Here is a 25,627-nt window from a genome sequence, read left to right as displayed (position 1 = left end):
ATGAAAAAGGCAGAGCTTGAGCTCTGCCTTTTTGCTTTAGATGTCGTGCTTTTCAGCAAACTTTTCTAAGCCAAGTACCAACGCTATGGCACAGAACATCAATACAATCGCCAAACCAAGTTGAGCGGGTTGTGAAGTGATACTTTCAAAATCAAAGGGAGATAAGTTGTGCTGCGTTAGGGGTACCATTTCCCCTTTCGAATTCGTGCGCCATGTCAGTGTTTCTTTCCAAGGCCAGATTTTCGGCAATGTACCTATCATTAAGCCAGTCAGGAACACTAACGCAAAATCGCGATAGTTCTTAAGCAACCAAGAAAGCACGTGAGAAAAGGCCAGTAAACCTGTGACACAACCAACCAAAAATAGTGCAAGCACTTGGATGTCCATTCCTTTGACTGCGCCTAATACAGGTGCGTACATGCCAATAAGTAGCAGAATGAAACTTCCAGAGATACCAGGAAGGATCATGGCACATATTGCAATAGAGCCTGCCAGAATAATATTAAATGTGGTTGGCTCTAATTGCAGTGGTTTAAGCACAGTGATGCTGTAGGCAAACGCGATTCCAAGACATAACAGCAAGAACCGGCTCAGTGTTTTGTGTTCGACCTGGCGTAGAATGTGGTAAACCGACACCAAGATCAAGCCAAAGAAAAACGACCACAATGGAATTGGGTGCGTCTCTAGTAACCATGAAATTAAGCGAGCCAAGGTGGCAATGCTGGTGAGTATGCCACCAAATAATGCGATAAGGAAAAAACCATTGATATGGTTAAAAGCCGCTGAGAATCCCTCATTCTTCCAAATTTTTAAAACACTCGGATTCACACGACGAATGCTCTCAAGCAACGTGTCGTAAATACCCGTAATAAATGCAATCGTACCGCCGGAAACTCCTGGTACAACGTCGGCAGCGCCCATCGCCATGCCTTTTAAGAAAGTACTAAAGTAATTCATTCTCTGTGGTTTGTTAGGGAAGATGTGCGGAGTATACCGACTCTGATGTCAAAAAAGTACGAAAACGATCCAAATAACTTGTATGTATATGTGAACAGTTGAGTATTGATTTGCAACGTTGTTGCAATATGCATTTGCAATTTGCAAACTAATGCTTGGGTTTGGTTTCATATTGCCGATTTATTCGTCTTTTTATGTATTTCAAAGTTGGCACGCTTCGTGCTCTAGTAACATTGATCCTTATTAAGCCGAGGGTCACCTAGCCAACTGACGTTGTTAGTGAATAACTTTGTTCACACAAAAACATATGCCAAATGCCTTATTGCGTTTGGCTTTTTTTTGCCTTTTGGTTGGCGTATAGCACACATTCCCTTTCTCATAGGTAAGACCTTGCCAAAGTTTACACTCTGCAGATTGAGAATTTCGGCAATAAACTCGACAAACCCCCCAGAACTTTTTAATAATGCCCGCTTTCTTTTCCCTGCCCAATTAACACGGGCGTTTAATCTGTTTGTCGAGCGTGGTTAAGCCACCATACAGAGGATACTTTTCGACTAGAAAATCCGTACTAATTTTAAGAGCCAGCTAAGTCTGCTCTTGCTCGTTAAGGAAGATGAGTGAAAAACAATAAAGAGGTTATATGAATCACGTAATTTCAATTGAAACGCTAGAATCTTTCTTAATCGCAATTGGTGTGTTGTTTTTAGGGCATTTCGTAAAAGAGAAGCTGCCCATTTTGAGGAAATTCAACATTCCTGAACCAATTGTGGGTGGATTGATTGTCGCGGTTGCTATTACGCTCATGCATTTCAATGGCATTGATCTGGAGTTTTCTCTTCCTTTGCAAAACACTTTTATGCTGATGTTCTTTAGTACCGTTGGTTTGGCGGCAAACTATACACAGCTTATGAAAGGTGGTGCTAAGGTTTTCCTTTTCCTTGCAGTCGCATCGTTCTACATCATTATCCAAAATGGAGTAGGGGTGTCACTGGCAACGGCTTTAGGGCTGGATCCATTGATGGGCTTAATTGCGGGTTCGATAACCCTATCAGGTGGTCACGGGACAGGGGCGGCTTGGTCTCAAACATTTGCAGATACCTATGGTTTGTCTAATACATTAGAAATTGCAATGGCATCTGCAACGTTTGGCTTGATCATCGGTGGTATCATCGGTAGCCCTGTCGCGCAGAAATTGATTGACAAGCACGAGCTGGAATCAGTCTATGGACGAGGTGTACACACCCATCAACGTCACCCCGAAGTCGTGACTTACAACGAATATGAAGAAGACAAAGTTACTGCAAAAAAAGTGATTGAGGTGCTGTTCATCCTGTTAATTTGCGTAACTGGCGCGAAGTATCTAGAGCAATGGGTAAGCACATTTGAAATTAGCTGGCTTATGATCCCAGACTTTGTTTATGCGCTGTTTATTGGTGTGTTTATCACCAATATTTTAGAAGTGACCAAGGTGAGAACCATTGATACCGAAACAGTCGATATTTTAGGCACGGTTTCATTGTCTCTATTCTTAGCCATGGCTCTGATGAGTTTGAAGTTGTGGAATATCTTCGATTTAGCGGTGCCTTTCCTCGTGATTTTGGCGGTACAATCTTGTGTACTGGGTATCTTTACCTACTTCGTTACATTTAAGGTGATGGGTTCAAATTATGATGCAGCGGTCATGGCTGGTGGACATTGTGGTTTTGGATTAGGTGCAACACCGACAGCAGTGATGAATATGGGCTCTCTAGTCAATAAATTTGGTCCTTCTCCACAAGCTTTCATGGTAGTACCGATTGTCGGTGCATTCTTCATTGATATTGTGAACCTGATTATTCTACAGGGGTATATTTCCTTCATCGGTTAACACATAAAAAAGCTCTGCACTGCAGAGCTTTTTTTCTAAGTGTAGAACTGTTATTCACATATTTAGCTATCGCTAATATGCATTTTCCATATAAAGACGTTCACCTCTGTTATTAACGCTCTTATGAGATAATCGCTTTTTCTCGAGTATTTGGCTTGCTCTCAACTCAATGAGGCGAAGGAGTGATTGTTCAAGTGAAAACTCAGGCTTCCAACTGAGTGCACTTTGGGCTTTCTGAGTAGAGAATACGCCACTGTGTATTGCATCTCCAATCGGGTTTTCTTGGTGGACTAACTGGATTGTTCGACTCGTCATAGTTTCGACCAGATATATCAGCTCATTAAGTGTTGTTATCCTTTCATTTCCTATACAGAAGACGCGTATCCCTTCAGGATTTAATAAGCATAGATTGATTGCTCGAGCGGTATCTCTTACGTCAAGCCAGTCACGAGTTGCATAGCCGTCACCAAACTTCACAATAGATTGTCCAGTCAATGCGGCATCAATTAAAATTCTTGGCATCATATCTCGACGGTCACAAATTTGTGGATTTAGCCGGAAGATGGTTATTGGTATCTGATAATTAGCACTAAATGAATGGAGAAGATGCTCAACACTCGCCTTCGATGCGCCATAAGGGTTAATCGGGCTAAACGGGCTAGTCTCATCGAGATGATCGTCAGGAGAGTTTGCTTCCCCTATCGCACTGCGCGTACTCGTGAAGACAATATGTTCTACCCAAGGGTGTTGTTTAATCACTTCAAGTAAATGAGCAGTACCGACAACGTTGTTGTCTAGAAATTCCGCAGCACTAAAGACACTAACACGATCACGGACGAGAGAGGCACAATGTATGACGGTCTTTATTTTATGCCTTTCGAATATGGTTTCTATTTGTGAGCTCTTTATATTGAGCTCAGAGAAAATAAATGTGACATTATTTATTTTGGCTAAGGTATTGAGTTCTTGAATGTCATGTTTTTTCTCCAAAATAGTTCTGGTTTCTTCATTTAGTAAATCAATACCTATGACATTATTACCAGAGATAATTTGTTGTCGAGCAATCTCAAAACCAACAACCCCAGCAACCCCGGTTATCAATGTGTATTTCATATTAATATGTTCGTAATTGCCAACTATATTAAATCTTAAATATAGTTAACAATTATCTTACCTCTATGATTGTTATATTTATTGTTTTGAAGAGACAACTCTTTAACTCTAAAGCTACAAATAAATTTTTAGTTTAAGAAATAGGAAATAAGAAATGTAATGATGATATTTCTGTCGACTTAGCATGCTGTAACTGAGATACGAAAGTTAGCCATCACCACCTCCTATCAGCCAATGCACATGACTAGGATGGGAGGTGAACAGTGTATGCCACGCCAAACATAATATTAAGCCTTGCACGCTTTAATGAAGGGGGCCCACAAAATAAGAGAGAACCACATGGAACTCTACCAGTCATACGTGATAAATGACTTTAATATCAATACATTTAATCTTATTTACTATGTAAATGATTTTTTATTGTATGTAATTTACTTATAAATAATATTTTTGGATATTTATTGGTATATGTGATTTTTATTTATAAAGTAAATTAATTTTGATGAGCAGAGACAAAGATACGCTAGTTTGTTAAATGAATAAAGTAATTTGTTTTTGATTGGATGATTTTAATTGATATGAGAAAAAACTAGGCATTATATATTTGTGTAATAAATATATTCTTGAACTAATTATTAATAAATACTTAGTCAAAAGCTTTAGAAACTATAAATATATAGGAAGGTCGTTATTGTGAATCATAGTAATGATGGCACACACGGACTTTGGTCTCTATTCTCTGATCTTTGCTGTTTTATTTGCACCTTAGATATAGCTACCTTAAGGTTAATTTAGTGCCATCAAATTTCAGTTGCCCAAGGAGTGATTTCGCGTTGTGCTTACCATTGTCATCAAATGCGACGCCATACCTTGCATAATGCAAGGAACGCTGCAGGTTGCATACTGTTCCTTGCAAAGGAGGAAGGGCTGAATCAGCTCGGGTACCGATACACACTTCAAGTTGAATGGGATCCCCCACTTGGAAGGTTCGTGCCAATGGTGGTGTAATAAAGCGGCAGCCACTCTTAGATAGGTCGCGGATTTCGCAGTCTGAACGATGATTCGCGCTCGTAACTTTTGCAAACAAATTCACCTCATACCTTGGCTCTTTACGAAGCTGAGTTACTTGCATCGTTTGTGGTACGGAAATCGCGGCCATGGCAATTGGCGTCTTATAGATATGTTGCATTTGGCTACGAAAATGAACGACAGCACCTTCACCTCTCGGAGATATTGCTCTTACCGCAAGCCAAAAACCTTCTTGAAAGAAGAATTCGAGGTCATCATGGGAGATCTTGGGGAGTTCGATGAGTGCAACATTGTTTGAATGAAGGCCAATAAACGTTGTTTTACAGCGGAAAGTTGTTCCTACTGGCGTCGTAATACCAACGGTAAGCTCACTGCCATGTTCAACCATAGAGAGCGCATCAGTACTGTTGAGAGTCATTACACTCTTTTCCGAGTTGGTTGGATTTACGTTGTTTTCCTTTAATGCTGACGTTTGAGAATTCATCTAGCCTCCAGTCTTCTTGCCGTGGTATTGTTTTTTGTTAGCAAGCAGATTGATTTTATTTCTCCTTTATCCATAGTTCAAACATCAATCTTAGTTATTATTTTGAGCAACTTATCAAAAATAGGAGTTGGTATGGGGGATTTGGTTATTTGGGATGAGAAAACGTCTCAAATTAAAGTAAAGCTGAGTGATCAACATTATGCCATGGTCAAAGTGATACTAGTGGACGACACCTTGACGATTACATCAACAAGTGTACCTGAATCACTCAGAGGAAAGGGGAGTGGCAGTCAAATGATGGAAACGCTGCTCGTGGATATTGAACAAAAGGGACTGAAAGTGATCCCTGCATGCAGTTATGTTGATTATTATTTGACGAAAAATCCCCAATGGGCTCATTTGAAGGCATGAGGATGCAGTGTGATTATCTATCTTTGGTACAGCAATTAGGCTGCAGTAACGTTGTTAAGGTTGAACTGATTCAAACGCTATGGGGTGGCTACGGTGAATTGGTTCGCTTGTTTGTGAAAGGCTCTTCCTTTGAGTCTGTCATTGTTAAACATGTGAAGTTACCTGAAAAAAGTCAGCATCCACGAGGATGGAATACAGCACGTTCTCATCAAAGAAAGCTCAAATCGTATCAAGTCGAAATCAAATGGTATCGCGACTATGCTTCTGGGTGCCCAGAGTATTGCTATGTTCCAAAAGGCATTTATGTAGAGCAATCAGAGCAAGAGTTCCTCTTGGTACTGGAAGATTTATCTGCGTGTGGTTTTCCTCAGCTATCTAAAGAAGCAACAAAGCCTCAGTTACTCGCTTGCTTGCGTTGGTTAGCTTACTTCCATGTCAAGCATATTGGCCACAATGGAGAAGGGCTATGGGAAAGCGGTACGTATTGGCATTTGTCGACTCGTCCTGATGAGTTACAAGCACTCGAAGATAAAAATTTAAAAGGGAACGCAGCTAAAATTGATGAGAAGTTGGATGCGGTTAAGTTCCAAACCTTAGTTCATGGCGATGCGAAACTGGCTAATTTTTGTTTCAGCCATGCGGGCTCAAACGTGGCTGCGGCGGCCGTTGATTTTCAATATGTTGGTAAAGGGTGCGCAATGAAAGATGTGGTACTTTTTATCAGTAGTGCGATTGAACCAGAGCAATGCCAATTGAAAGAACAATGGTTGTTGGACCACTATTTTTCCTATGTAGATGAGGCTGTTGTTAAACTACGTCCTGAGTTAAATAGTTGCGATATCGAAGCTGCATGGCGACCAATGTTTGCACTTGCTTGGGCTGATTTTCAGCGTTTTGTGAAAGGTTGGTGTCCAACACATTGGAAAATCAATCCGTATACTGAAGCGCTGGCGAAAAAGGCATTACAAGAGCTGGGTAGTTGATACCCAGCCTCCAACATTAACCGTTTCTTATTCTTGCCATGAAATAGGTATTAATATATTCACCATCTCGAAAGGCCGAGCATTTGGCTTCCCCTTCGATTTCAAATCCAAACTTCTTGTAGCAGGCGATAGCAACATCGTTGTCGCTGTTGACCTCTATCTGAATGCGTTTAACTTGTAGCCAGTTGTCAGCGAGATCGACAACAGTTTGGATTAACTGACTGCCAATGCCATGCCCATGATAGTCATCATGAACACCGATGCCAAATGTTGCACAATGTCTGGTTCTGGGGCGCTGTGAATGCTCGAAACCGATGTTACCTACCACTTTTCCATCCACTTCAGCAACAAAACTGTATACGCCGCTAGGGATATTTTCTAGTCGTTTTGTCCACATCTCGACAGAAGGTTTGGGTAACTGAAGTGTCTCACGTTGCGCTCCGGGTTGAGAATAAATATCACATAATGCTGCAGCATCACTTACTAATGTTGGTCGAATCACAATGTCCATATTCCAGCTCTCTGTCCGTTAAGTGTTTTTTACTCTATCTATAACTTATTGGAAATAAAACTCTTATTCACTGAGTAGCGAAAACTTTTTGTGAATAACTACACTTTGCCTTTATGTTTTGGGGCTGAATTAAGTGCTCTTGGAAAGGAAATAAACGGTACTCGTTGCATAAATAGTGGTCGCGAGGGTAGTATCGATAAGCAATGATTCATGGAAGGTAAATATGACCCCCTCAGCGCACTGGAAAACCCCTCAGAATTTTTTATTACTTATTTCGATCGTCGTACCTATCGCTTTTTCGAGTTGGATGGCATTACTGAACAATTTTGTTGTTGAACGAGCAAATTTTGACGGTTCGGACATTGGTTTGCTGCAAAGTGTCAGAGAAATTCCCGGCTTTTTGGCCTTTACCGTGGTGTTTGTCTTACTGTTCATCAGAGAACAAAAGTTCATGTTGATCGCTTTGCTAATGCTGACCATTGGCACTGCGTTAACCGGTTTTTTTCCTTCTTTATTTGGGCTACTTGCTACCACGGTTTTAATGTCGACAGGCTTTCATTATTTTGAAACCTTAAAGCAATCATTGTCTCTGCAATGGCTGAGTAAAGAAGAGGCACCAGAAATGCTTGGTAAGCTCATTTCTGTTGGGGCATTGGCTTCCCTGATCACTTATGGTGCGTTGTGGGTGATGCTGGAGATATTCGCACTTGATTTTAAGTGGGTGTATTTGATTTCTGGTGGTACGGGATTGGTCATTGTTTTATGGATGGCTGCGATCTTTCCGACATTTGAAACTAAGGTGCCGCAAAACAAAAAGCTTGTGCTGAGAAAGCGTTATTGGCTCTACTATGGGTTAACCTTTATGAGTGGGGCACGGCGACAAATTTTTACGGTGTTCGCAGGTTTCTTGATGGTTGAAAAGTTTGGCTACTCAGCTGCAGATATCACCATGCTGTTTTTGATTAACTACTTATTTAATTTTTTGTTTGCCAAACGTATCGGTAAATTTATTGGTGTTGTTGGGGAGCGAAAAGCGCTGTTGTTTGAATATGCGGGCTTAATCTGTGTATTTGTGGGCTATGGGATGGTTCAAACAGCAGAATGGGCGGCGGCACTTTATGTAATCGACCATCTTTTCTTCGCCTTAGCGTTAGCGATTAAAACTTACTTTCAGAAGATCGCAGATCCAGCGGATATGGCATCCACCGCAGGTGTATCCTTTACGATTAATCATATTGCAGCGGTAGTCATACCAGTGACATTTGGTCTGATCTGGCTCGTATCGCCCTCTCTGGTTTTTTATATTGGGGCTTTGATGGCCTTTATTTCGTTGCTGCTATCGTTAAATATTCCTGAGAAGCCGGAAAGTGGTAATGAGGTTAGGGTATTGCGTTGGAGCTAAAACAAAAAAAGAGGCCATACAGGCCTCTTTTTGTTAGTTAAATGGGTACCAGAATAACTCTGTGTCGGTGTAGCGTTTTGTGATTGCTAGTACAACAACCATGGCGATGATGGCTAAACAGAATGTGTCTTTCTGAGTGAGAGGCTTGTAGCTATACCATGTACGGCTTTTATGGCGACCAAATCCTCTCAACGTCATGGCATTTGAGATTTCGTCTGCTCGGTCCAGACTAGAGAAGATCAGAGGGCCTAGGATTTTTGCTACGTTCTGCATGCGTGTAAATAGTGGTGCTTTTTTGGATAGATCAACTCCACGAGCTTGTTGAGCGTGCATGATGTTTATGAAATCCTGCTTCACTTCAGGCAAATACCTCAAAGTCAAACTTACCGCATAAGCGATCTTATAGGGTATGCCTATTTTATTGAGACTCGCTGCAAACTCAGTAGGGTGCGTGGTAAAAACAAACACTAACGCAATAGGGAACATGCTGAAGTACTTTAAGGTCACCGTAAACAAGTAATAGAGCGTTTCCTGAGTTAAGCTGTAATTTCCAGGTAGGGAGAGCAACAGAGTGTTGCTGCCAATAAGCTCACTGCCTTGCTGGGGAGCGAGCAAATACATGAACAGTGCATTGAGCATGAGTACACTACCGGTACCAATCAGTAACGGCTTGTATACCTGAAAAGGAACACGTGTGGCCTTCAATAGGCTCAGACCCAGTATGATCATCATTCCGATAATGCGTAGATCAAACGTAGTGAGTACAACGGTTACCCAAGCACTAAATAGCATAAACTTAGTAATACCGTTTAACGCATGTAAGGGAGAGCCAGTATCAACGTAGTTGATACCAAATTTCATTTTGGATGCCTTCATGCTGCACTGCTCTCCTGACGAATAAAATGGCGCATAAAGCTACTTTTATCTTCGATATTCAAGTGATCTGCGAGTTGATATAAGCTGGTTGTGGCTAAGTTTGCACGTTCTAAAAGCGCTGGTTGGCTGAAGACATCCGTCATAGGGGCATCGGCGATCAGTCTGCTGTCTGAAAATACCAGTGAGCGAGTCGTGTACTCCAATACCAAATGCATGTCATGAGAGACAATCACCACAGTGATCCCTAACTTTTGGTTCAGCCCTTGGATAAAGGAGAGCATCGCGGTGTAGTTTCGGTAGTCTTGTCCAGCCGTTGGCTCATCCAAGATCAGCAGTTGTGGCTCTAACACGAGAATTGATGCGATAGTGACACGTTTCTTTTGGCCGTAACTGAGGGCCTCAACAGGCCAATGACGATACTTATTTAAGCCACAGAGCGTTAACGTTTGTTCGACTTTTTCTTGGATAATTTGCTCATCAATCCCGCGATTACGTAAGCCAAACGCAACTTCATCATAAATCATATGGTGTGAAATCATATGATTTGGGTTCTGCATGACCACACCAATTTTTTCACTTCGTTCAAAGATACTCAGGGTTTGGAGATCTTGCCCGTTAAAGTGCATTGTCCCTTCGTCGGGCTCAAGAACCCCCATGGCTAACTTGGCTAAGGTTGATTTGCCAGAACCATTTTTACCTAAAATAGAAACGAACTCACCTTGATGAATGCAAAAGTTTACATTTTCAATAGCATTTTTCTCGCCATCGTAAGAATAAGTAAGCTGATTAACTTCTAGCAATGGTGCTCGTGGGTTCTCTGGCTTAGCGATAGCAACTGGGTGGTACCAGCTTTTAACCAATTGGTTAAAGGGTTCAAGAGACATTTTCGCTAAACTTGAAGGCTTATGCATGGCCTGAATGTGACAATGGGCGGACTTGAGTGCCGACAGGTACAGTGGTTCTCGTATACCGTGTTGACCTAACAATTCAGAAGCCAGCAATTCGTCTGGGATGAGATCTGCAATGATTGAGCCTTGATCCATGAGGATAACTCGGTCAATGTCACGATGGAGCACGTCTTCGAGGCGGTGTTCAATAATGATCGTAGTTTTGTCATTGCTTTGATGCAGCTCATCGATGATCTCAATAGTTCGCTGGCCTGTTTTGGGATCAAGTGCCGCTAGCGGCTCATCAAAAAGTAAAATCTCTACGTCATCGACTAAGATCCCTGCAAGGGACACACGCTGTTTTTGTCCGCCAGATAAATCATGGGGAGAACGATTGAGCATATCGTCTAAAGCGACCATGCGAGCCGTCGCTTTCACCATGGGATACATGTCGATATTGGTGGTGAGTTGGTTTTCGAGGGCAAAAGCAATGTCTTCACCAATACTCAGGCCAACAAACTGACTATCAGTATCTTGTAATACTGTGCCGACTTGTTCTGTGAAGTCATGTAAAGCAAATTTGCGGCTGTCTGCTCCATCAAAGCACAGTGTCCCGCTAATCTCACCTTGAACTGCGTGAGGAATGAGGCCGTTAAGGCATTGACCCAAGGTGGATTTACCACTCCCGCTTGGGCCGATGATGAGGATTTTCTCTCCTTTCTCTATCCTTAGATTGATATTTTTTAACGTCGGTTTATCCAGCGACTCATATCGAAAAGAGAAGTTAGAAAATTCAATGGTCATGAAAAAATTAAGCCTCGCTTAGATTGCGGCTTTGTTTATTGCGTTTAGCAACATTTTTAAGAATGAAGAAACCCACAATCGCGATCAGAAGTGTGTTACCAGAAGCAATAATGGAAAGTTGAGTGAATACTTTGGTAAAAGGTTCGGCGTAAAGTATGGTATCTAAAAATGCAGAGCATCCGTAACCAATAATGTTACCTACCAATGCTAGGAGTACGAATAGCAAAAAGTCTTTGGCTGGTAACTCCCCTTTTTGTAGGCGCTGGCGAGTCATCGCTGGGAAGAGCCCCATAATTAATCCAACAATGCCGGATCCCAATACCCAGGTCACCCATACGCCCCAACCAGCAAAAAGGTCGGTAACCCAGTGACCGATAAAACCGACAAGAAAGCCTACAATTGGGCCAAACAGGACAGAAAACAGAGCAAGTACAGCCATTGCCGGTTTTAACGTCGTATTGGCGAAAACGGGAATGCCGAACATTGGTAGCCCACCAATGCCATACAGTGCCGCACCAATTGCAATGACGACGACGGTTTTTGCCGAAAGATTCATAGATAACCCCTTGCCCTGAATATTTAAAGAACATTACTGGTCGATTGTTGTTTAAATTTTGTACGCCAGTAAAAAATAGGCGGGAATTATAACTTTTAGGGGCAGTGTTGGAAAGCGGCATACTTGAACTAATACCGCTTTATCTGTATGTCTAAATCAGCAACATACGCAACAGTTTCGACCGTTTCTTTTCGCGTTGTAGAGCGCTTGGTCACTTAACTTAAATGCTTGGTCCAAGCTGAGTGCTTGATTGTGGTGATGGACTCCAAAGCTTGCTGTCACGTTCACTTTACTTCCATTGATGTCATAAAAATTATGTCCGTCGATGCTGGCTCTTAAACGCTCAGCGACATGATTTAGCTCATGCAATGTCAGAGACGGTAAAAGAACTAAGAACTCTTCTCCACCAATTCGGCCAAGAAGGTCTTGGTTACGCAAGCAAGATTTTGCAAGAGCCGCAACCTCTTTTAGGACGGTATCACCAGTGTCATGACCAAATTTATCATTGATTTGCTTAAAAAAATCGATGTCAAACAAGATGACAGAAAGTTGTTTGGGGGCGAAGTTTTGCTCTCCCAATTCAAAGAGATAGCGACGGTTAGGTACACCAGTTAAATGGTCGGTATTTGAGAGGCGGTAAAATTGTTGCTTTTGACGATATTGACCACCTAACAAAGTTAACACCATCACTAAGACAAAAGCGCTGGAGATAAGACCAACTTGATTCATTTGATTATGATGACTTAGTACGTTGTTTTCGTGTTGCAAGCGTTGGTTGTCCAATTCGGATTGCAAGAAAGCCAGCTCTTTTTGAATGTTGTTTTGATAGTAGATCTCAGCGAGGCGATCAAACTGGCGTTGAGTCAAGTAGGCTTGCTCATTCAGCCCCATCCTATGGTAGATCCCTGCCGCTTTTTTTAACTGATTGATCGCGTAGATAGGGTAACTTTGCGTTTCATTTTGGAAATAGTTGGTGGCGGTTTGTAAGTATACTTGGCTTATCGAATACTCACCCGTAGCGAAGAAAAAACTGGCCAATGTAAGCGCATGAGACAGTTGACTGTAGCCGACATAGGTCGCATTCAACGCCTTTAATGCTGTGACATAACCTTCTGCCTTTTGTAGGTTTGAAAGTTCGGTATGGAGAGCAATTAAACCAAGCAGAACGTCGGGTTCTAAATAACGTGTACTTGCTTCTTTAACGTTAATATAAGCCTTATCGAACCAATCTAGAGACTGAACAAGCTCATCTTGACTTCCTGTCGATAAGCCTAATTTCATGTAGGCATTGGCTAAGTTGTAATAAGCAAGTGTCGTTGCATGTTTGTCGTTTTGAGTCTCAGCCAGTTCCAATACTCGTTCTTGATACTCAATTGCCAGAGGATAGTTCTGGTTAAGGTAATACAAAATGCCGAGCTGACTTAATAAGTTAAGGAGTCGATCCTGATCAGAGGTTGTTGCAAGTAGCTTATAGGCTTGTTGAGCTTGCTCCAATGCTTGATAAAAATTGCCTTGCTGAGAATAAACAGCGCTGTACTGGATTTTGATAAATCCCACGCTTTCCATATCTTCAAGCTCTAACGCTGTTTTCTCAGCCTCTTGATACCATTTCAATGCATTGTCGTATTCAGCTTGTTGTTCATATGGCCATGCGGCCTGAATTTGGAACGCGAACAGCGCTCTTTGTTCTTTTCTGGAGCTGATGACTGGCGGATGGTAGGAGTCTATAAATTGGGCAAAGGCTTGGTGCTTTCCTTGTCCGCCCAATGCAGAAGCTAGGACAGTGGCGTATTGAATTTGCTCTAAAGGTGACAGTTGATCGTAATCGATTGGCTTAATGATCTGAATGGCTTCTTGAGGCTGTAACTTAACCAAACTTAATGCACGATCAATGATCGGATTGGCATAAGATGGAGGGAGAGAGAGCAAAAAAAATAAAAAACAAACAATACGGCTCATGCACAGCTTCCTGCTGGTTGCAAAAAGTTTGTATTCTATAAGTTACGTATCTTTTTGAGAACCTTATCCCATAACCTGTTACATATAAATTTGATCTCTGTCATTAAGTGTAGTGATAAAATGCTCAAAAAGCCCACTCTTCCAAGTGGGCTGAATTAATTAGTGATCGAGGTAAAGGTAGTTTTGCCAGCTTTTCATTCGAATGAGCACCTTCCTCATGACGGAGACATGGGTAAAGCTGTCTGAGTAAACAGCAACTTCCACGGCAGTCCCCATAGGAAGGCGGTATTCTGAAAGATCGTCGTTGATTTTTAATGTGACGAATACACGGCCACTGGTCCGTAATGCTTCCGTACCTAACAATGATCCTCTGGCTTGAAATTGGCTTTCACCAATTGCTGGTAACACTTCAATAACCTCACCTTTAAATACCTTACCTGGTAGGGCTCTAAACATGAACTCGGCATCAAAACCCGGACTCAGGCGTTGTAGAGAGTTTTGGCGAAATGCTGCGGTGTAGAGTTTTTCTTCGGTATGAACAAAAGTCATTACTGGAGCGAGAGGCAAAGGTACTGCCATTACTCCGGGTCTTAGCGCCAATTGAGTAACATAACCATCTGTTGGTGCTCGAACAATGGTTTGTTCTAAGTTGAACTCTGCTTTACGCAACTCAGCTAACAGTTGAGCGACTGCGGTGTTTTCGCCACCCACTTCGGAGTCTAATGCAATTTGCGCTTGCTCTTGCTTGGATTGAGCGACTTCGAGTGACGCTTGAGCCGCTTTATAAGCTTGTCGACGTGTATCAAGTTGCTGTTCAGTGAAAGCACCTTTGTCATAACCACGCTGGTATCGATCATATTCTCTTTTGGCTTTGTCTCGATCTGCGATTGCCTTGATAGTAGCGGCTTCAGCTTCTTTCACATTCGACTCAAGGCCCAATGCGCCTTGGCTGGCTTCTTTTACTTTAGCTCGTAATTTTGCAACCTCGGCTTCGAACGGAATTGGGTCAATTTTAAATAGAATGTCTCCCTGCTTCAGTGGCTGATTCGCCTGTACAGGAACTTCAATGACTCGGCCACGAACACCAGATACCACAGGGGTTGTGGAGAACACTTGATTGCCCACTTGTGTAAATGGATGGTTGTAGTTCATCAGTAGAATCAGAGTTCCCACCAAAACCACACCACCCAATACAGCGGTTGGAACCGTCCATTTATTAAGAGGGATATTGAATATTTTAAAAATGGCGATACATATGGCGGCATAAGTGAGGACAAGAAGTAAATCCATTATTGCTCCTCCTCATGACGTGCTGCGTGGACGGAAACGGTTGAGTGATTGTTGCTTTGATGTGTTTTTAAACGTGCGACTTCGCTTTGTAGCTGATTAACTTGATCGATGAGCTGATCAACACGATGGTGGATATCATGTTGCTCTTCTTCAAGCTTTTGGAACCCCCAGCCGCGCTCTTTGCGCCAGAGGGTGGCCCAAATCCAGAGAAATGGCCAGATAGCATGTAGGGTAAACAGGCTAACCCAGCCTGCATAGTGAATGGCATCCTGATGAGGATGTTTACGCTCTTTTGCAATCTCGTACGGTATATCGTGAATGACGATAATGCCGTAAAAGATTACCAGCGCGACAAAGATCAACAGACCTAGCGCAAAATAATCGAGAAACATTAGTTACTTCCTTGTGACGATGTTGTGATTGTTTAGTGAGAATACGTTAGTTAAGTGGATGAAAACAAGCGGTTAGCATTGAAAATCTAGGTTTGTCTATTCTGTGCAAACTTGATTACGACCGTTCGCTTTTGCTCGATATAGCGCTTTGTCTGCGCGATAGAATGTGCGTTGTGTATTTTCTCCCTCACGGTGCAAGGTAATGCCGATACTGACCGTAAGGCCACGTTCTCCGAGTATTTCGTGCCAACCAAATTGGAAAATACGTTCGCGGTAGTTCTCTGCATGCAATTCTGCTTGATCCAGTGTGGCTTTTTCTAGAATGACAAGGAACTCCTCGCCACCGAAACGGACACAAGAAGCACCGCGAAATTTAAAGTAAGCCGCCAATTCTTTAGAGACATTTACAATGGCTTTATCTCCGACCAAATGACTGAGTTCGTCGTTAATCGACTTAAAATGGTCAATATCGATAACCATTAACGCGAATGGGGTATCGTGAAGTAGCAGATCTTTTAATTTTACATCGAGCCAGCGACGGTTGTGTAAGTTGGTCAATGGATCTGTGAATACATCTTGTTGCAGCTGGGCTACGGTGTGTTTCTGGTTTTCCGTTGTTTCTTTCAGTTCGCGATTTTCTAACTCGGAGAGAATGAGTTTAAGTTGCAATTCGAAACGAGATAAGCGCCGTAGCTGCGCAGCACCAAGCTCACTGATTGGGATGTTCTTCATGAGATCGCTTTCGATGCGAAACGCTCTTTTTTGATAGCTTAATGCACGAGCGAAATCCCCTTGTTGCTCACTGATGTCGCTAAGTGAATTGGACAGTTTGAGTGAAAGGAAAGGAGAGGCATATTGCTTGATGCGTTTGTGGGCCGATTCGAGTACCCAGTTCGCCATATGAGGTTTATTTGATTCGGTAAGACAATACGCCAGTTCTAAACGGATCATATTCGATAGCCAGCTTGAATGGATATTGCCAGCAGCGTATTGGACATTCGCGAGGCATTGCATGGCATCATCAAACTTCTTCTTGCGACGATACAATTTTGCACGATAAAGATAGATTTGCCCTGTTAATACTTTATCGCTGACAAGGATGCTTAGTTCTTCGCACTCTCGGATCAGATCATTTGCTGCCTCAGTGCGATTGAGCTCTATGTAGCAAGACAGCATATAGAGTTTATATCGAAGCCTGAGTGAGCGACTAGTAATGGCATGGTCGATACTGTCGATTTTTTGGTAATAACGAAGTGCGCGATTGTGATCGCCGTAGGCATCACACAAGTTCCCCATTCCTAATACTGCGGTAACATAGGCATCAATGAAGCTGTTATCAACTGCGATGGTTGAGCTGGTGATGTATTCATTCAAGGCACTGGTGTAGTCACCCGTTTCAACCAATCTTTCGGCAAGGCTTGCTCGAATTTCTAAGATTAACTCTGCATCTTGGGGTAAGCTCAATAGTTTCAATGCTTGCCGTAACTCATCCAAACTCGCTTGAGGTTGCTTAAGCTCATTACGATATTCAGCACTGATGATCAGAGCTTGTGCCTTCTCTTGTGGTGTTGTCGCGACATACTGACGAATGTGGTTCCAGAAAATTAGAGCTTCTTCGCCAGAAACAGAGGAAGCGTCTAGTCCTGACTCACTGATTTTGTTGAGTAACGTTTCCATTTTCTGTGTCCTGAAGTTCTTCAAGTTGTTCTAATGTGAATGGGAAAGCCAAAATATCCTCAAACATAACTCGTGGTAGAGATTGTTTTAAACCTTTGCGATGCCAAGGGTAAATTTCAATCATTTTTGCTAGAACACGAAAGACATTAAGAGCCTCATCCCCTTTGTCTGCCAGCAATAGCCCGAGGCGGTCAGCGCTTAAACGTGAAAGCAGATCCATACGATTGCATAATGAATGGGCGATTTCTGCACACACATCCAAGTAATGATTATCTTCGTGTTGAATGATGATCACGGAGTGTTTCGATTGCTTAAGTTCGGTTTTGCAAAGTACTAACTGCTCCCACCAAAAGGTTTCAGAAACCATTTGACTGAGCTGCTTGTCAGGGTCGTATTCATGTTGACCTCGAATACGATTAATGAGTTTTCGAGCCCGTTGTTCTAACTGGCGCTTTGAAGCTCTGGCTTTGTCTTTACTGACACGAGCCGTTTGTTCTCGGAGCATATCGATGGAGTGCTTACGATATTTTTTGAACGCAGCAAGGGCGGTTTGGTGATCCTCTTGCTCTTCTGCCACTCGAGATTGCTGGAAACAGATCTGAGAAAGTAGCTCGCCGTTATCGAATGTTGACGCAGAACGCTCGGCTTTTACCAGCAATTCTGCCGCACGTTCTGGATGGCTTCTCAGCAATTCTAGTCTAGCTCGGCTGATGAAAGAGTGAGCTTGCATCCATACTAAGTTGTGTTCTACTGCAAGATCATGGGCTTTTGCCGTCGCTTTTTCTGCATCTTCAATCCGTTCGAGCCCTAATAATGCGAGGCCACGGAAGTCCCATACTTCTGCATGCCATGTTTTATCGTCATGGTGAGAAAGTAGCTCTGATGCGCCGTCTAACACGCTGAGCATCTCAACATACTGGTTTAACAGGTATAAATCCCATGCTAGCAGTATTCGTGCTTTTCCTTCTAACCAAGCAATACGTGTATTATTGGCAACAGTAACGGCAAGCTCGTGAGTTGTACGCGCAAGTTGATATTCATGGGTGATACGCCAAACATTGCCAAGCCCAATGAGGCTCTCTATTTGGTACTCAATTTCATCAACTAAGGCTGATTGCTCTAACGCATTAATCCAAAACTGTTGTGCGGAGTAGTATTTTGCTTGTCCCCAGTAATGTAAGGCGTGGATATGAAGAATTTCAGGGAGGTAATCATCGCTGTCCATTGTGCTTAGCTTACTGTGCGCTTCTTTGATGTATCTTAGTCCTTTCCGGTAATCCATCAGGCACCAGCAACAACGAGACATGATGATTAACCCTTGGATGACGCCGTCTGGGTAAAGTATCTGATTTGCTCGCGTAACACACTGTTCAGCTGTCGCTAACACTTTTTCTGGCTCAGATTCAACTTTGTCTCTGAGTCGTGTGATTTCCGTTTCTAAAAGATGTTGGCTTTTGTCCAATTAATCAATCCCTTAACAGCAAAGTGTTGTGTTAATACCAAAGCATTATAAAAACAGCCATTGCCATATCTCCAGCAAAAGCAACGTTGAGCGTACGGTTTACTGGCGAGGTTCACACTAATGCTAATTATATCGCAGCTCGGAGTTTTTGAGTGAAACCGTTTATGCCCAATTTATATTTAAATAAAGCACAAATTGTGCCAGTAATATTCATTTTGGAAATGTTTATATAAACCAGCATGTTGTGTAGGCAAATGTAAAGCAGGAAAGAGGAGTTATTCATTTATTACATATAAGGACAATATTTTGACGCCAATTTAACTTACATTATATAGAACGGTATCGGTGTGAAAAATAATTAACTTACCTTTCAATTGTAATTAAATCTAATACCAATTTTAGTTTCTATTGTAGAGGTGTCTTAATTTATTGTTGTTTTTGTAATTTTAACTACTTGTCCAATATGTCGAAACTAAATATTGTTAGTTTAACTATAAATATGTTCTAAATTAAGGATTAACTCATTGTTAATATTAGATTTGTATTTAGTTGTTATGTCTGGGTATTGCTAGTTTTTAAGTTTTATTGTTGATAGTAAGAACCTGAACCTAAAAAATATTAATAATGTATTTTCTAACTGCGCTTAAGATCACAAATGATATTTTCGATGGTTTTGAATGGTGTTTTTTTATCTTAAATATGTTCGTGCTTGGTATTCAATCAAGCGAATATTAGAAGGATATAAAAATGTATAAACCAACATCAGTGGCGCTAGTTATTAGTGCATTGTTAGGCTCCGCATCCTTTATGTCGTATGCAGGGGTATCAACGACGGTTCTCGAAAATTCAGGAGAGCCGGCAAGTGTTGAAGCTTGTTCTGCGTTAAATGTGGATGACAACGTCGATGTTTCGCGAAACAGCTTGTTACGCTGCCTTCCAGGAAATGACCCATTGACCGAACACCAATGGCACCTAATGAATACTGGTCAACGTGCATTTGCACGTAACGGCGGGGTTGCAGGTAATGATATGAACGTATGGTGGGCGCACCGTGTCGGCTTTACCGGTCAAGGTGTTAACGTTGCCGTTGTGGATGATGGGTTAGAGCTTGCTCACCCAGATCTTGAAGGCAATATTCGTCAAGGGCGTTCAAAAAACCTAGTGACAAACTCCGGTGATCCAAGTCCAATTCGCCGTGGAGATGCACATGGAACTTCTGTTGGAGGAATCATTGGTGCTGTGCGTAACAATGGCCTAGGAGGTATTGGGGTAGCACCAGAGGTAAACTTGCAGGGCTACAATTATCTTATTGATTGGGATACCGAAACCCTCATTCCTAACGCTTGGTATATTAGCCATGGTAAACCGGGTTATACAGACGACGTAAGAGTATTTAACCAAAGTTATGGTCGTTCAGTATTGACATCGGAATCATACGACGAAGGCTTTAGAGAACGAACTCTGAAGCGTATGTCGATGGACTCCAACGGTCAACTTGGTGCGGTTTTCGTAAAATCTGCAGGCAATGGCTACAACCGTAATAAGTTCCGACCTATTAACCAAGATGCTGATTTACCATGGGAAAATAGCAACCAAGAGAATGATAATGCAAACTATTGGAACGTAACCGTGAGTGCATTAGCCGCTGGTGGGACGCGTTCGTCATACTCAACAGTAGGTAGCAGTGTATTTTTAACCGCACTAGGAGGAGAGTTTGGGAGTGATTTCCCTGCTCATGTGACAACAGATCCGACAGGTTGTGAAATGGGGTACAATAACAACGATCCAGACGATTCGCCATATCCAGGCCACTTGTTACACGGTGGTACTCCTTTAGACCCAACTTGTAACTACAACAGCACTATGAATGGGACTTCGTCAGCGGCGCCCAATACATCAGGTGCTTTTGCGGTCATGATGTCTGCATTCCCTAATATGCATCAGCGTGATATCCGACACCTTCTCGCTTCAACCGCGACACAAGTCGATCCAAATTATGGCGATTTACAACTACGTTATACCACTGCAGCGGGAGCAAATCGTACGGTTGTTGGCTTAGAAGGCTGGGAAGAAAATGCGGCTGGTTATCAATACAGCCCTTATTATGGCTTTGGTTTAATTGATGTAAGTGCTGCAATTAAGGCAGGACGAGACAACTACGTGCCATTACCGTCACTTGAGATTAGCCCTTGGATTAACAGTAACCTTGAAAACCCACTTGCAATTGCTGATGCGGGTGCAAATGCAACGTCTAGCACACTGGCGGTTGAAAGTGACAATACGGTTGAAGCGGTTCAGATCACCCTCAATGCGAACCACGAGCGTATTTCAGATCTGCTGGTTGAACTGGTTTCTCCATCTGGTACCCGCAGTGTGTTGATGTCACCACGCAATAGTATGGTTGTAGAGTCAGTTGGATTCCGAAACAAGTTGATGTTAAGCCACAAATTTTATGGTGAATCAGCAAGAGGAAATTGGACACTGCGCGTCACCGATACCAGCAAAGACATTCGTTACGTAACAGAGGTCAAGACAGGTAAGCGATATCACGTCAATAACAATACCGAAAATGGCGAGCTGTTAGGTTGGTCGTTACGTATTTTAGGTCATACAGAAGCGAAATAAGGAATCAAACATGAAAAATAGTAATACTTTGTTCACAATGCTTGTGATCGGCTCATTATGTTCGTTTTCTGCGATAGCTCAGGAGCCAACCATCAATATTAATGGTGAAGCGTACTCCGTTGTACCATCCAATCACTTGTCAACAAGGTCTGCAGGTGCAAGTGCTGAAAAGTCGAATACCGTTCGTGTCGGTGACTCAGTTGTCCTTTCTGCGAATGCCGACAGTGTCATCCAACCTAAACCGAAGACGATTTCTGGAGAAATTGAGATTGTTACTGACGAGCAGCAAGCGTTAGTGATTGCCGAAAAATTTGATTTGGAATTTCTTGGCTATGAAGGGGGAATTGCATTGCTGTATGCGAAAAAAGGAACGGATGTGAAAGCATTACGAAGTGCGCTGAACACAGAGTTAAATGTTCCCGTTCGCATTCATTTGCAACCAAACGACATTAAGCCGCAATAAGGAGTGAAAAGGCCTGAGTTCTCTTGGGCCTTTTGCTTTCATCCATCCAAAGTGTAATAAGCAGGTTGTAAAATGCTTAGAAAATGGCAGAAGCTGGATGAGAGATTCGCTCGGTCTTTAGACAGAGCGCTCGAGTCAAAAGGATATATTTCATTGAGTTCAATTGTGGAGAGCCAATACTATTTTCCTCAAAAGCATCCCATGAACTTATCTCGTAATAGTCAGCGTTTCGCGAGTGAAGATAAGTTACATGAGAAGTTTGAAAGGAAACATTGGCGGTCCATTGTTGAATATGTCAAACCCATATCATCCCCATAAAAAAGAGCCGCGTATCGCGGCTCTTTTTTTATGCAGTTCTTAGTGATTACTGAAGCAGCTCTCTCAGTGTCAGTGGGGCGTCAGTCAAACCGAGATTTTGTGCCGCGGTTTTTCCGCATTTATCTTGATAACATAGGTTGTGCCACGCCCTGAAAATATCCAGCATCGGTAATAGGCCTCCGGGGCGAAGCTTTCGTCTAGGCTCATTAATAAATGCACCAAACAACAGTTGGAAGCGTTGTTGGTAAAACTCGACTTTACGTGTTGATGCGTTAACCAGCCATTCCTCTGGATTGTTGCGCTCTCCCGCCAAATAACATATCCCTTTAGATGCTTCTTTTTGGTTAGCGATAGCCCAGCGGTCACGCCACCAACCTACGTGTACAATGTCGGTTTTGCCAAAAGTGATGTCGTTACTCCATTGAGTGTCTTCTTCGACATACATGAGGTCTACGTTTTTTTGCTGAATACGAGGCAGGCAAACGCTCAAAGCTGCTGAACGTAAGACCGGATCTTGCGGCATATAAATCGATACACGTTTGTCGTCACCACACATATCTAACACATGCAGGTAGTGCGCGTAAGAGGTATAAGGCGGTCGAATTAAAGCACCTTTGGAAGGGTAGTTAAATGTTGTCAGGTTACCCATTGGGTCTTCTACGTTACCGCGAGCTAAAATAATCTGATATTTCTGGTCAATACGCTCTCTTAAAATAGGAGAAGGTGCGGACGCAGGCATATTGGACTCAGATGAATAATCCTGCGATACGAATCTTGCTGGCATGTCGTAAGGGTTGTGGTCATTGGGGCCATTGGGTTCTTCGTCTGAAGAATAATTCACATGCTGGCACAAAATATAGCCAGTTTTCGCTTCCCCAGTGGTTATCCAAAGTACGCCATTGTTGCTCTGTGGTTGCAATGGCACATAGTACGAAGCAAGCTGATAGCTTTGTGCGTGGTTTACCCATCGCGCATCAATCATTGCCAGCTTACGGCGGCAACGACTTGCGATGTGATCGAGGTGGTCATAAAACGTTTTTGGGTTAATTTCCAACTTACGGCATATTTCACGTACCGAGTAACTCATAAAGAGCAAACCGAGTAGGTTCTCTTGAAAATTCAGCTTTTTGTTTGCTCCAGACCATTTGTCCACAAAGGTCGATTGGCATTGTTTGCAGCGATAACGCTGACGATCGCCACTATAACCAAAGGCATGGTAAAGATGTTTGTGGGTATGAACGGAAAGACCGAAATTGTCACAGTCTTCATTGCGACATGCGGGGAGGCCGTCACTGTGAAGGTGACGTAGTCGATGAAGTTCGTTAAGAACTTCCTGATTGTTAAGTAAGGGGGGGAAAGCGCCACATTCCCGACAAACCATAGCAGGTCGTTTTGGGTTAGCATGCTGCACAACGTATCGATGTGCCTCACTCAATCCAAAGTTGTCACACGCCAATGTTTTACAAAAGTTGAGCTGTAACCCTTCTGCTTCCAGCGGCAGTTTGCCTGTTGTCACAATCTCCCCCTCGGGATTATCTGGGCCATCAGAGAATCCTCTGATGGCGAAGTACTTCAATCGGTGGAGTCTTAGATGTTGATTGCAGTTTCAAGTGCAACCTTCATCATGTCGTTGAACGACTTTTGACGCTCTTCAGAGCTTAGTTTTTCACCACGAATGATGTGGTCAGATACCGTTAGAATCGTCAGTGCTTTTGCACCAAGATCCGCTGCAACACCGTAGATACCCGCAGCTTCCATATCGACACCCAAGATACCTAGTTTTTCCATCTTCTCGAAGATGTCAGCTTCTGGTGTGTAGAAAAGATCAGCTGAGAACACGTTACCTACTTTTACTGGTACTTCTTGAGCGCGCGCTTGGTTAACTGCTTCTTCTAGAAGACCGTAATCAGCGATCGCTGCAAAGTCGTGGTTGTTAAAGCGGATACGGTTTACTTTAGAATCTGTTGATGCACCCATACCGATCACAACGTCCATTAGATTAACGTCGTCACGAACTGCACCACAGCTGCCCACACGAATGACGTTTTTCACGCCGTATTCAGCGATAAGCTCGTGAACATAGATACAGCATGATGGGATACCCATACCGTGGCCCATTACAGAAACACGTTTTCCTTTGTAAGTACCTGTGAAACCAAACATGTTACGCACATCACAAACTTGCTTTACGTCTTCTAAGAAAGTTTCTGCAATGTATTTTGCACGTAGTGGATCGCCTGGCATCAATACTGTTTCTGCGAAATCACCAGGTTGTGCATTAATATGTGGGGTTGCCATAGTTGTTACTCCAAAGTTGCTAGCGAATTAGCTCATTTTATTACTAATTCTGTTGAACTGAAAAAATCTGTTGAGGCAATACTAGCTATATCTAGCATACTCCCATGAGAACTCTGTCACAAAAAACCTTATTTTAGACATTCAAAAACCTATTGATAACTAATTCTGTTGATTTTGATTGAGCAATCGATTTGTAAAAACGTTTGCTTAAAAAATTGAACCAAAATGCCTCTCTCATCGTATGGATAGATGCAGATTCAAATAAAAAGTATTGATGTTTGATTGAGAAAGGGGATTGTTTATGAGCCAAATGATTAAAATCGGGGTAAGTGCTTGCGTACTTGGTGAGCATGTCAGGTTTGACTCTGGACATAAATTGAGTCGGTTTGTGACTAAAGAATTGTCACCTTATTTTGAGTTTGTTTCGGTATGTCCTGAAGTTGAGTCCGGAATGCCAGTGCCAAGGCCGACCATTCGGCTTATTTCCGACAAAGAGCGGATCGCCCTTGTAGAGACGAAAGACAATAGTATAGAGCACACCGATAGGATGGTGGCTTTCGCAAAACAGAAAGTGAATGCGTTAATCAATGATCAACTTTGCGGTTATGTGGTTTGTGCCAAGTCACCGACATGCGGTATGGAGCGGGTTAAAGTCTATAAAAAAGGAGGCTCAGACAGCACTGGAGTTGGCCTTTACACCAAAGAGTTAATGGCTAAAATGCCGTGGCTACCTGTAGAAGAAGATGGACGTCTTAATGATCCTGTACTGAAAGAAAACTTCGTGACCCGGGTTTTTACTTTACACGATTTCTACCAATCAATGAGTGGCACTCCTACTAGAGGAAAAATTGTTGCATTTCATTCTCGTTATAAGTTGACCTTGATGGCGCATCACCCTCAATCATACAAGGAGTTAGGACGGCTTGTGGCTCACATATGTGATTATGATGTTCTTGATTTCTATAACCTTTATCGCACAGGCTTAATGAAAGCGATGGTGCATCGAGCCAGCAGAAAAAATAACACTAATGTGTTGATGCACCTGCAAGGATATTTTAAACGTGCTCTAAACAAAGCTCAGAAAGCGGAACTTCGCCAACTAATTGATGATTATCGCGTTGGGTTGTTACCTTTGCTGGCCCCTTTAACCTTGATAAAACATTATTTATCAGCGCATCCTGACTGTTACTTACAACAACAATCTTTTTTTGACCCTTATCCTCAAGCGCTACGCTTACGTTATGGCTTATGAATGCAAGGTAA

21 protein-coding genes are annotated in these 25,627 nt (G+C 42.6%); 7 read left to right on the top strand and 14 right to left on the bottom strand.

Annotation, left to right across the window (positions count from 1 at the left end; translation table 11 throughout):
- Positions 1–36: 36 nt before the first annotated feature.
- Positions 37–957 (bottom strand): DUF368 domain-containing protein, encoded by a 921-nt coding sequence (locus ACQEXS_RS10695; protein WP_427013811.1) that lies wholly within the window; start codon positions 955–957, stop codon positions 37–39.
- A 640-nt stretch (positions 958–1,597) separates the two neighbouring features.
- Between ACQEXS_RS10695 and gltS the strand changes: the two genes are divergently transcribed.
- Positions 1,598–2,824: a sodium/glutamate symporter gene (gene gltS / locus ACQEXS_RS10690; RefSeq protein WP_367990359.1), complete on the top strand. Its 1,227-nt coding sequence runs from the start codon at positions 1,598–1,600 to the stop codon at positions 2,822–2,824.
- 72 nt (positions 2,825–2,896) lie between these two features.
- Here gltS and ACQEXS_RS10685 read toward each other — a convergent pair whose 3' ends face one another.
- Together ACQEXS_RS10685 and ACQEXS_RS10680 are read right to left on the bottom strand one after the other, a co-directional pair.
- Positions 2,897–3,937 carry an NAD-dependent epimerase/dehydratase family protein gene (locus tag ACQEXS_RS10685; RefSeq protein WP_427013810.1) on the bottom strand — a complete coding sequence of 347 codons (1,041 nt, stop codon included), beginning with the start codon at positions 3,935–3,937 and terminating at the stop codon, positions 2,897–2,899.
- 775 nt (positions 3,938–4,712) lie between these two features.
- Positions 4,713–5,450, bottom strand: coding sequence for a PilZ domain-containing protein (locus ACQEXS_RS10680; RefSeq protein ID WP_427010777.1), 738 nt, complete (start codon positions 5,448–5,450; stop codon positions 4,713–4,715).
- Positions 5,451–5,582: 132 nt separating this feature from the next.
- On the opposite strand from ACQEXS_RS10680, the gene ACQEXS_RS10675 reads away from it, so the two are divergent.
- Positions 5,583–5,861 carry a GNAT family N-acetyltransferase gene (locus ACQEXS_RS10675; protein WP_427013809.1) on the top strand — a complete coding sequence of 93 codons (279 nt, stop codon included), beginning with the start codon at positions 5,583–5,585 and terminating at the stop codon, positions 5,859–5,861.
- Between the two features lie 2 nt (positions 5,862–5,863).
- The gene (locus tag ACQEXS_RS10670) at positions 5,864–6,844 is read left to right on the top strand and encodes an oxidoreductase family protein (RefSeq protein WP_427013849.1); all 981 of its coding nucleotides are present in this window, start codon (positions 5,864–5,866) and stop codon (positions 6,842–6,844) included.
- A gap of 16 nt (positions 6,845–6,860) precedes the next feature.
- Here ACQEXS_RS10670 and ACQEXS_RS10665 read toward each other — a convergent pair whose 3' ends face one another.
- Positions 6,861–7,355: a GNAT family N-acetyltransferase gene (locus tag ACQEXS_RS10665; RefSeq protein WP_427013808.1), complete on the bottom strand. Its 495-nt coding sequence runs from the start codon at positions 7,353–7,355 to the stop codon at positions 6,861–6,863.
- 223 nt (positions 7,356–7,578) lie between these two features.
- On the opposite strand from ACQEXS_RS10665, the gene ACQEXS_RS10660 reads away from it, so the two are divergent.
- The gene (locus ACQEXS_RS10660; protein WP_427013807.1) at positions 7,579–8,757 is read left to right on the top strand and encodes an MFS transporter; all 1,179 of its coding nucleotides are present in this window, start codon (positions 7,579–7,581) and stop codon (positions 8,755–8,757) included.
- 33 nt (positions 8,758–8,790) lie between these two features.
- Here the strand turns inward: ACQEXS_RS10660 and ACQEXS_RS10655 are convergent, their stop codons facing one another.
- The 8 genes from ACQEXS_RS10655 to ACQEXS_RS10620 all read right to left on the bottom strand — a co-directional run bounded on the left by ACQEXS_RS10655 (position 8,791) and on the right by ACQEXS_RS10620 (position 18,660).
- Complete coding sequence (locus ACQEXS_RS10655) at positions 8,791–9,633, bottom strand: energy-coupling factor transporter transmembrane component T family protein (protein ID WP_427013806.1); 843 nt, start codon at positions 9,631–9,633, stop codon at positions 8,791–8,793.
- Positions 9,630–11,324, bottom strand: a complete 1,695-nt coding sequence (locus ACQEXS_RS10650) for an ABC transporter ATP-binding protein (RefSeq protein ID WP_427013805.1) — start codon at positions 11,322–11,324, stop codon at positions 9,630–9,632. The genes ACQEXS_RS10655 and ACQEXS_RS10650 overlap by 4 nt, the downstream gene beginning before the upstream one ends.
- Positions 11,325–11,331: 7 nt before the next feature.
- Positions 11,332–11,880, bottom strand: a complete 549-nt coding sequence (locus tag ACQEXS_RS10645; protein ID WP_367990350.1) for an ECF-type riboflavin transporter substrate-binding protein — start codon at positions 11,878–11,880, stop codon at positions 11,332–11,334.
- 156 nt (positions 11,881–12,036) lie between these two features.
- Positions 12,037–13,839, bottom strand: coding sequence for a tetratricopeptide repeat-containing diguanylate cyclase (locus ACQEXS_RS10640; protein WP_427013804.1), 1,803 nt, complete (start codon positions 13,837–13,839; stop codon positions 12,037–12,039).
- Positions 13,840–13,998: 159 nt separating this feature from the next.
- Entirely contained in the window at positions 13,999–15,129 is a 1,131-nt protein-coding gene (locus ACQEXS_RS10635) for an HlyD family secretion protein (protein WP_427013803.1), read from the bottom strand.
- Positions 15,129–15,521 carry a DUF3302 domain-containing protein gene (locus ACQEXS_RS10630; protein ID WP_427013802.1) on the bottom strand — a complete coding sequence of 131 codons (393 nt, stop codon included), beginning with the start codon at positions 15,519–15,521 and terminating at the stop codon, positions 15,129–15,131. The genes ACQEXS_RS10635 and ACQEXS_RS10630 overlap by 1 nt, the downstream gene beginning before the upstream one ends.
- 96 nt (positions 15,522–15,617) lie before the next feature.
- The gene (locus ACQEXS_RS10625) at positions 15,618–17,198 is read right to left on the bottom strand and encodes a diguanylate cyclase domain-containing protein (RefSeq protein ID WP_427013801.1); all 1,581 of its coding nucleotides are present in this window, start codon (positions 17,196–17,198) and stop codon (positions 15,618–15,620) included.
- Positions 17,170–18,660: a hypothetical protein gene (locus ACQEXS_RS10620; RefSeq protein ID WP_367990344.1), complete on the bottom strand. Its 1,491-nt coding sequence runs from the start codon at positions 18,658–18,660 to the stop codon at positions 17,170–17,172. The genes ACQEXS_RS10625 and ACQEXS_RS10620 overlap by 29 nt, the downstream gene beginning before the upstream one ends.
- Positions 18,661–19,407: 747 nt before the next feature.
- Between ACQEXS_RS10620 and ACQEXS_RS10615 the strand changes: the two genes are divergently transcribed.
- Both ACQEXS_RS10615 and ACQEXS_RS10610 read left to right on the top strand, forming a co-directional pair.
- A complete protein-coding gene (locus tag ACQEXS_RS10615) occupies positions 19,408–21,285 on the top strand; it encodes a S8 family serine peptidase (protein ID WP_427013800.1) in 1,878 nt (625 codons plus the stop codon).
- A gap of 10 nt (positions 21,286–21,295) precedes the next feature.
- Positions 21,296–21,748: a hypothetical protein gene (locus tag ACQEXS_RS10610; protein ID WP_427010767.1), complete on the top strand. Its 453-nt coding sequence runs from the start codon at positions 21,296–21,298 to the stop codon at positions 21,746–21,748.
- A gap of 364 nt (positions 21,749–22,112) precedes the next feature.
- Here the strand turns inward: ACQEXS_RS10610 and ACQEXS_RS10605 are convergent, their stop codons facing one another.
- Positions 22,113–23,582 (bottom strand): transposase, encoded by a 1,470-nt coding sequence (locus tag ACQEXS_RS10605; RefSeq protein ID WP_427013799.1) that lies wholly within the window; start codon positions 23,580–23,582, stop codon positions 22,113–22,115.
- 71 nt (positions 23,583–23,653) lie between these two features.
- Positions 23,654–24,364: a purine-nucleoside phosphorylase gene (gene deoD, locus ACQEXS_RS10600; protein WP_367990340.1), complete on the bottom strand. Its 711-nt coding sequence runs from the start codon at positions 24,362–24,364 to the stop codon at positions 23,654–23,656.
- Between the two features lie 301 nt (positions 24,365–24,665).
- On the opposite strand from deoD, the gene ACQEXS_RS10595 reads away from it, so the two are divergent.
- Entirely contained in the window at positions 24,666–25,616 is a 951-nt protein-coding gene (locus ACQEXS_RS10595; protein ID WP_427013798.1) for a YbgA family protein, read from the top strand.
- Positions 25,617–25,627 lie beyond the last annotated feature (11 nt).

This window comes from Vibrio sp. TRT 17S01 (assembly GCF_050113695.1).
Lineage (GTDB): Bacteria > Pseudomonadota > Gammaproteobacteria > Enterobacterales > Vibrionaceae > Vibrio.
This window is presented reverse-complemented; position numbering and strand designations above follow the sequence as displayed.

What these genes read in the sequence shown, in the direction of transcription:
- ACQEXS_RS10695 (WP_427013811.1), bottom strand. Translation starts at nt 957, where the DNA reads ATGAATTACTTTAGTACTTTCTTAAAAGGCATGGCGATGGGCGCTGCC.
- gltS (WP_367990359.1), top strand. Translation starts at nt 1,598, where the DNA reads ATGAATCACGTAATTTCAATTGAAACGCTAGAATCTTTCTTAATCGCA.
- ACQEXS_RS10685 (WP_427013810.1), bottom strand. Translation starts at nt 3,937, where the DNA reads ATGAAATACACATTGATAACCGGGGTTGCTGGGGTTGTTGGTTTTGAG.
- ACQEXS_RS10680 (WP_427010777.1), bottom strand. Translation starts at nt 5,450, where the DNA reads ATGAATTCTCAAACGTCAGCATTAAAGGAAAACAACGTAAATCCAACC.
- ACQEXS_RS10675 (WP_427013809.1), top strand. Translation starts at nt 5,583, where the DNA reads ATGGGGGATTTGGTTATTTGGGATGAGAAAACGTCTCAAATTAAAGTA.
- ACQEXS_RS10670 (WP_427013849.1), top strand. Translation starts at nt 5,864, where the DNA reads ATGCAGTGTGATTATCTATCTTTGGTACAGCAATTAGGCTGCAGTAAC.
- ACQEXS_RS10665 (WP_427013808.1), bottom strand. Translation starts at nt 7,355, where the DNA reads ATGGACATTGTGATTCGACCAACATTAGTAAGTGATGCTGCAGCATTA.
- ACQEXS_RS10660 (WP_427013807.1), top strand. Translation starts at nt 7,579, where the DNA reads ATGACCCCCTCAGCGCACTGGAAAACCCCTCAGAATTTTTTATTACTT.
- ACQEXS_RS10655 (WP_427013806.1), bottom strand. Translation starts at nt 9,633, where the DNA reads ATGAAGGCATCCAAAATGAAATTTGGTATCAACTACGTTGATACTGGC.
- ACQEXS_RS10650 (WP_427013805.1), bottom strand. Translation starts at nt 11,324, where the DNA reads ATGACCATTGAATTTTCTAACTTCTCTTTTCGATATGAGTCGCTGGAT.
- ACQEXS_RS10645 (WP_367990350.1), bottom strand. Translation starts at nt 11,880, where the DNA reads ATGAATCTTTCGGCAAAAACCGTCGTCGTCATTGCAATTGGTGCGGCA.
- ACQEXS_RS10640 (WP_427013804.1), bottom strand. Translation starts at nt 13,839, where the DNA reads ATGAGCCGTATTGTTTGTTTTTTATTTTTTTTGCTCTCTCTCCCTCCA.
- ACQEXS_RS10635 (WP_427013803.1), bottom strand. Translation starts at nt 15,129, where the DNA reads ATGGATTTACTTCTTGTCCTCACTTATGCCGCCATATGTATCGCCATT.
- ACQEXS_RS10630 (WP_427013802.1), bottom strand. Translation starts at nt 15,521, where the DNA reads ATGTTTCTCGATTATTTTGCGCTAGGTCTGTTGATCTTTGTCGCGCTG.
- ACQEXS_RS10625 (WP_427013801.1), bottom strand. Translation starts at nt 17,198, where the DNA reads ATGGAAACGTTACTCAACAAAATCAGTGAGTCAGGACTAGACGCTTCC.
- ACQEXS_RS10615 (WP_427013800.1), top strand. Translation starts at nt 19,408, where the DNA reads ATGTATAAACCAACATCAGTGGCGCTAGTTATTAGTGCATTGTTAGGC.
- ACQEXS_RS10610 (WP_427010767.1), top strand. Translation starts at nt 21,296, where the DNA reads ATGAAAAATAGTAATACTTTGTTCACAATGCTTGTGATCGGCTCATTA.
- deoD (WP_367990340.1), bottom strand. Translation starts at nt 24,364, where the DNA reads ATGGCAACCCCACATATTAATGCACAACCTGGTGATTTCGCAGAAACA.
- ACQEXS_RS10595 (WP_427013798.1), top strand. Translation starts at nt 24,666, where the DNA reads ATGAGCCAAATGATTAAAATCGGGGTAAGTGCTTGCGTACTTGGTGAG.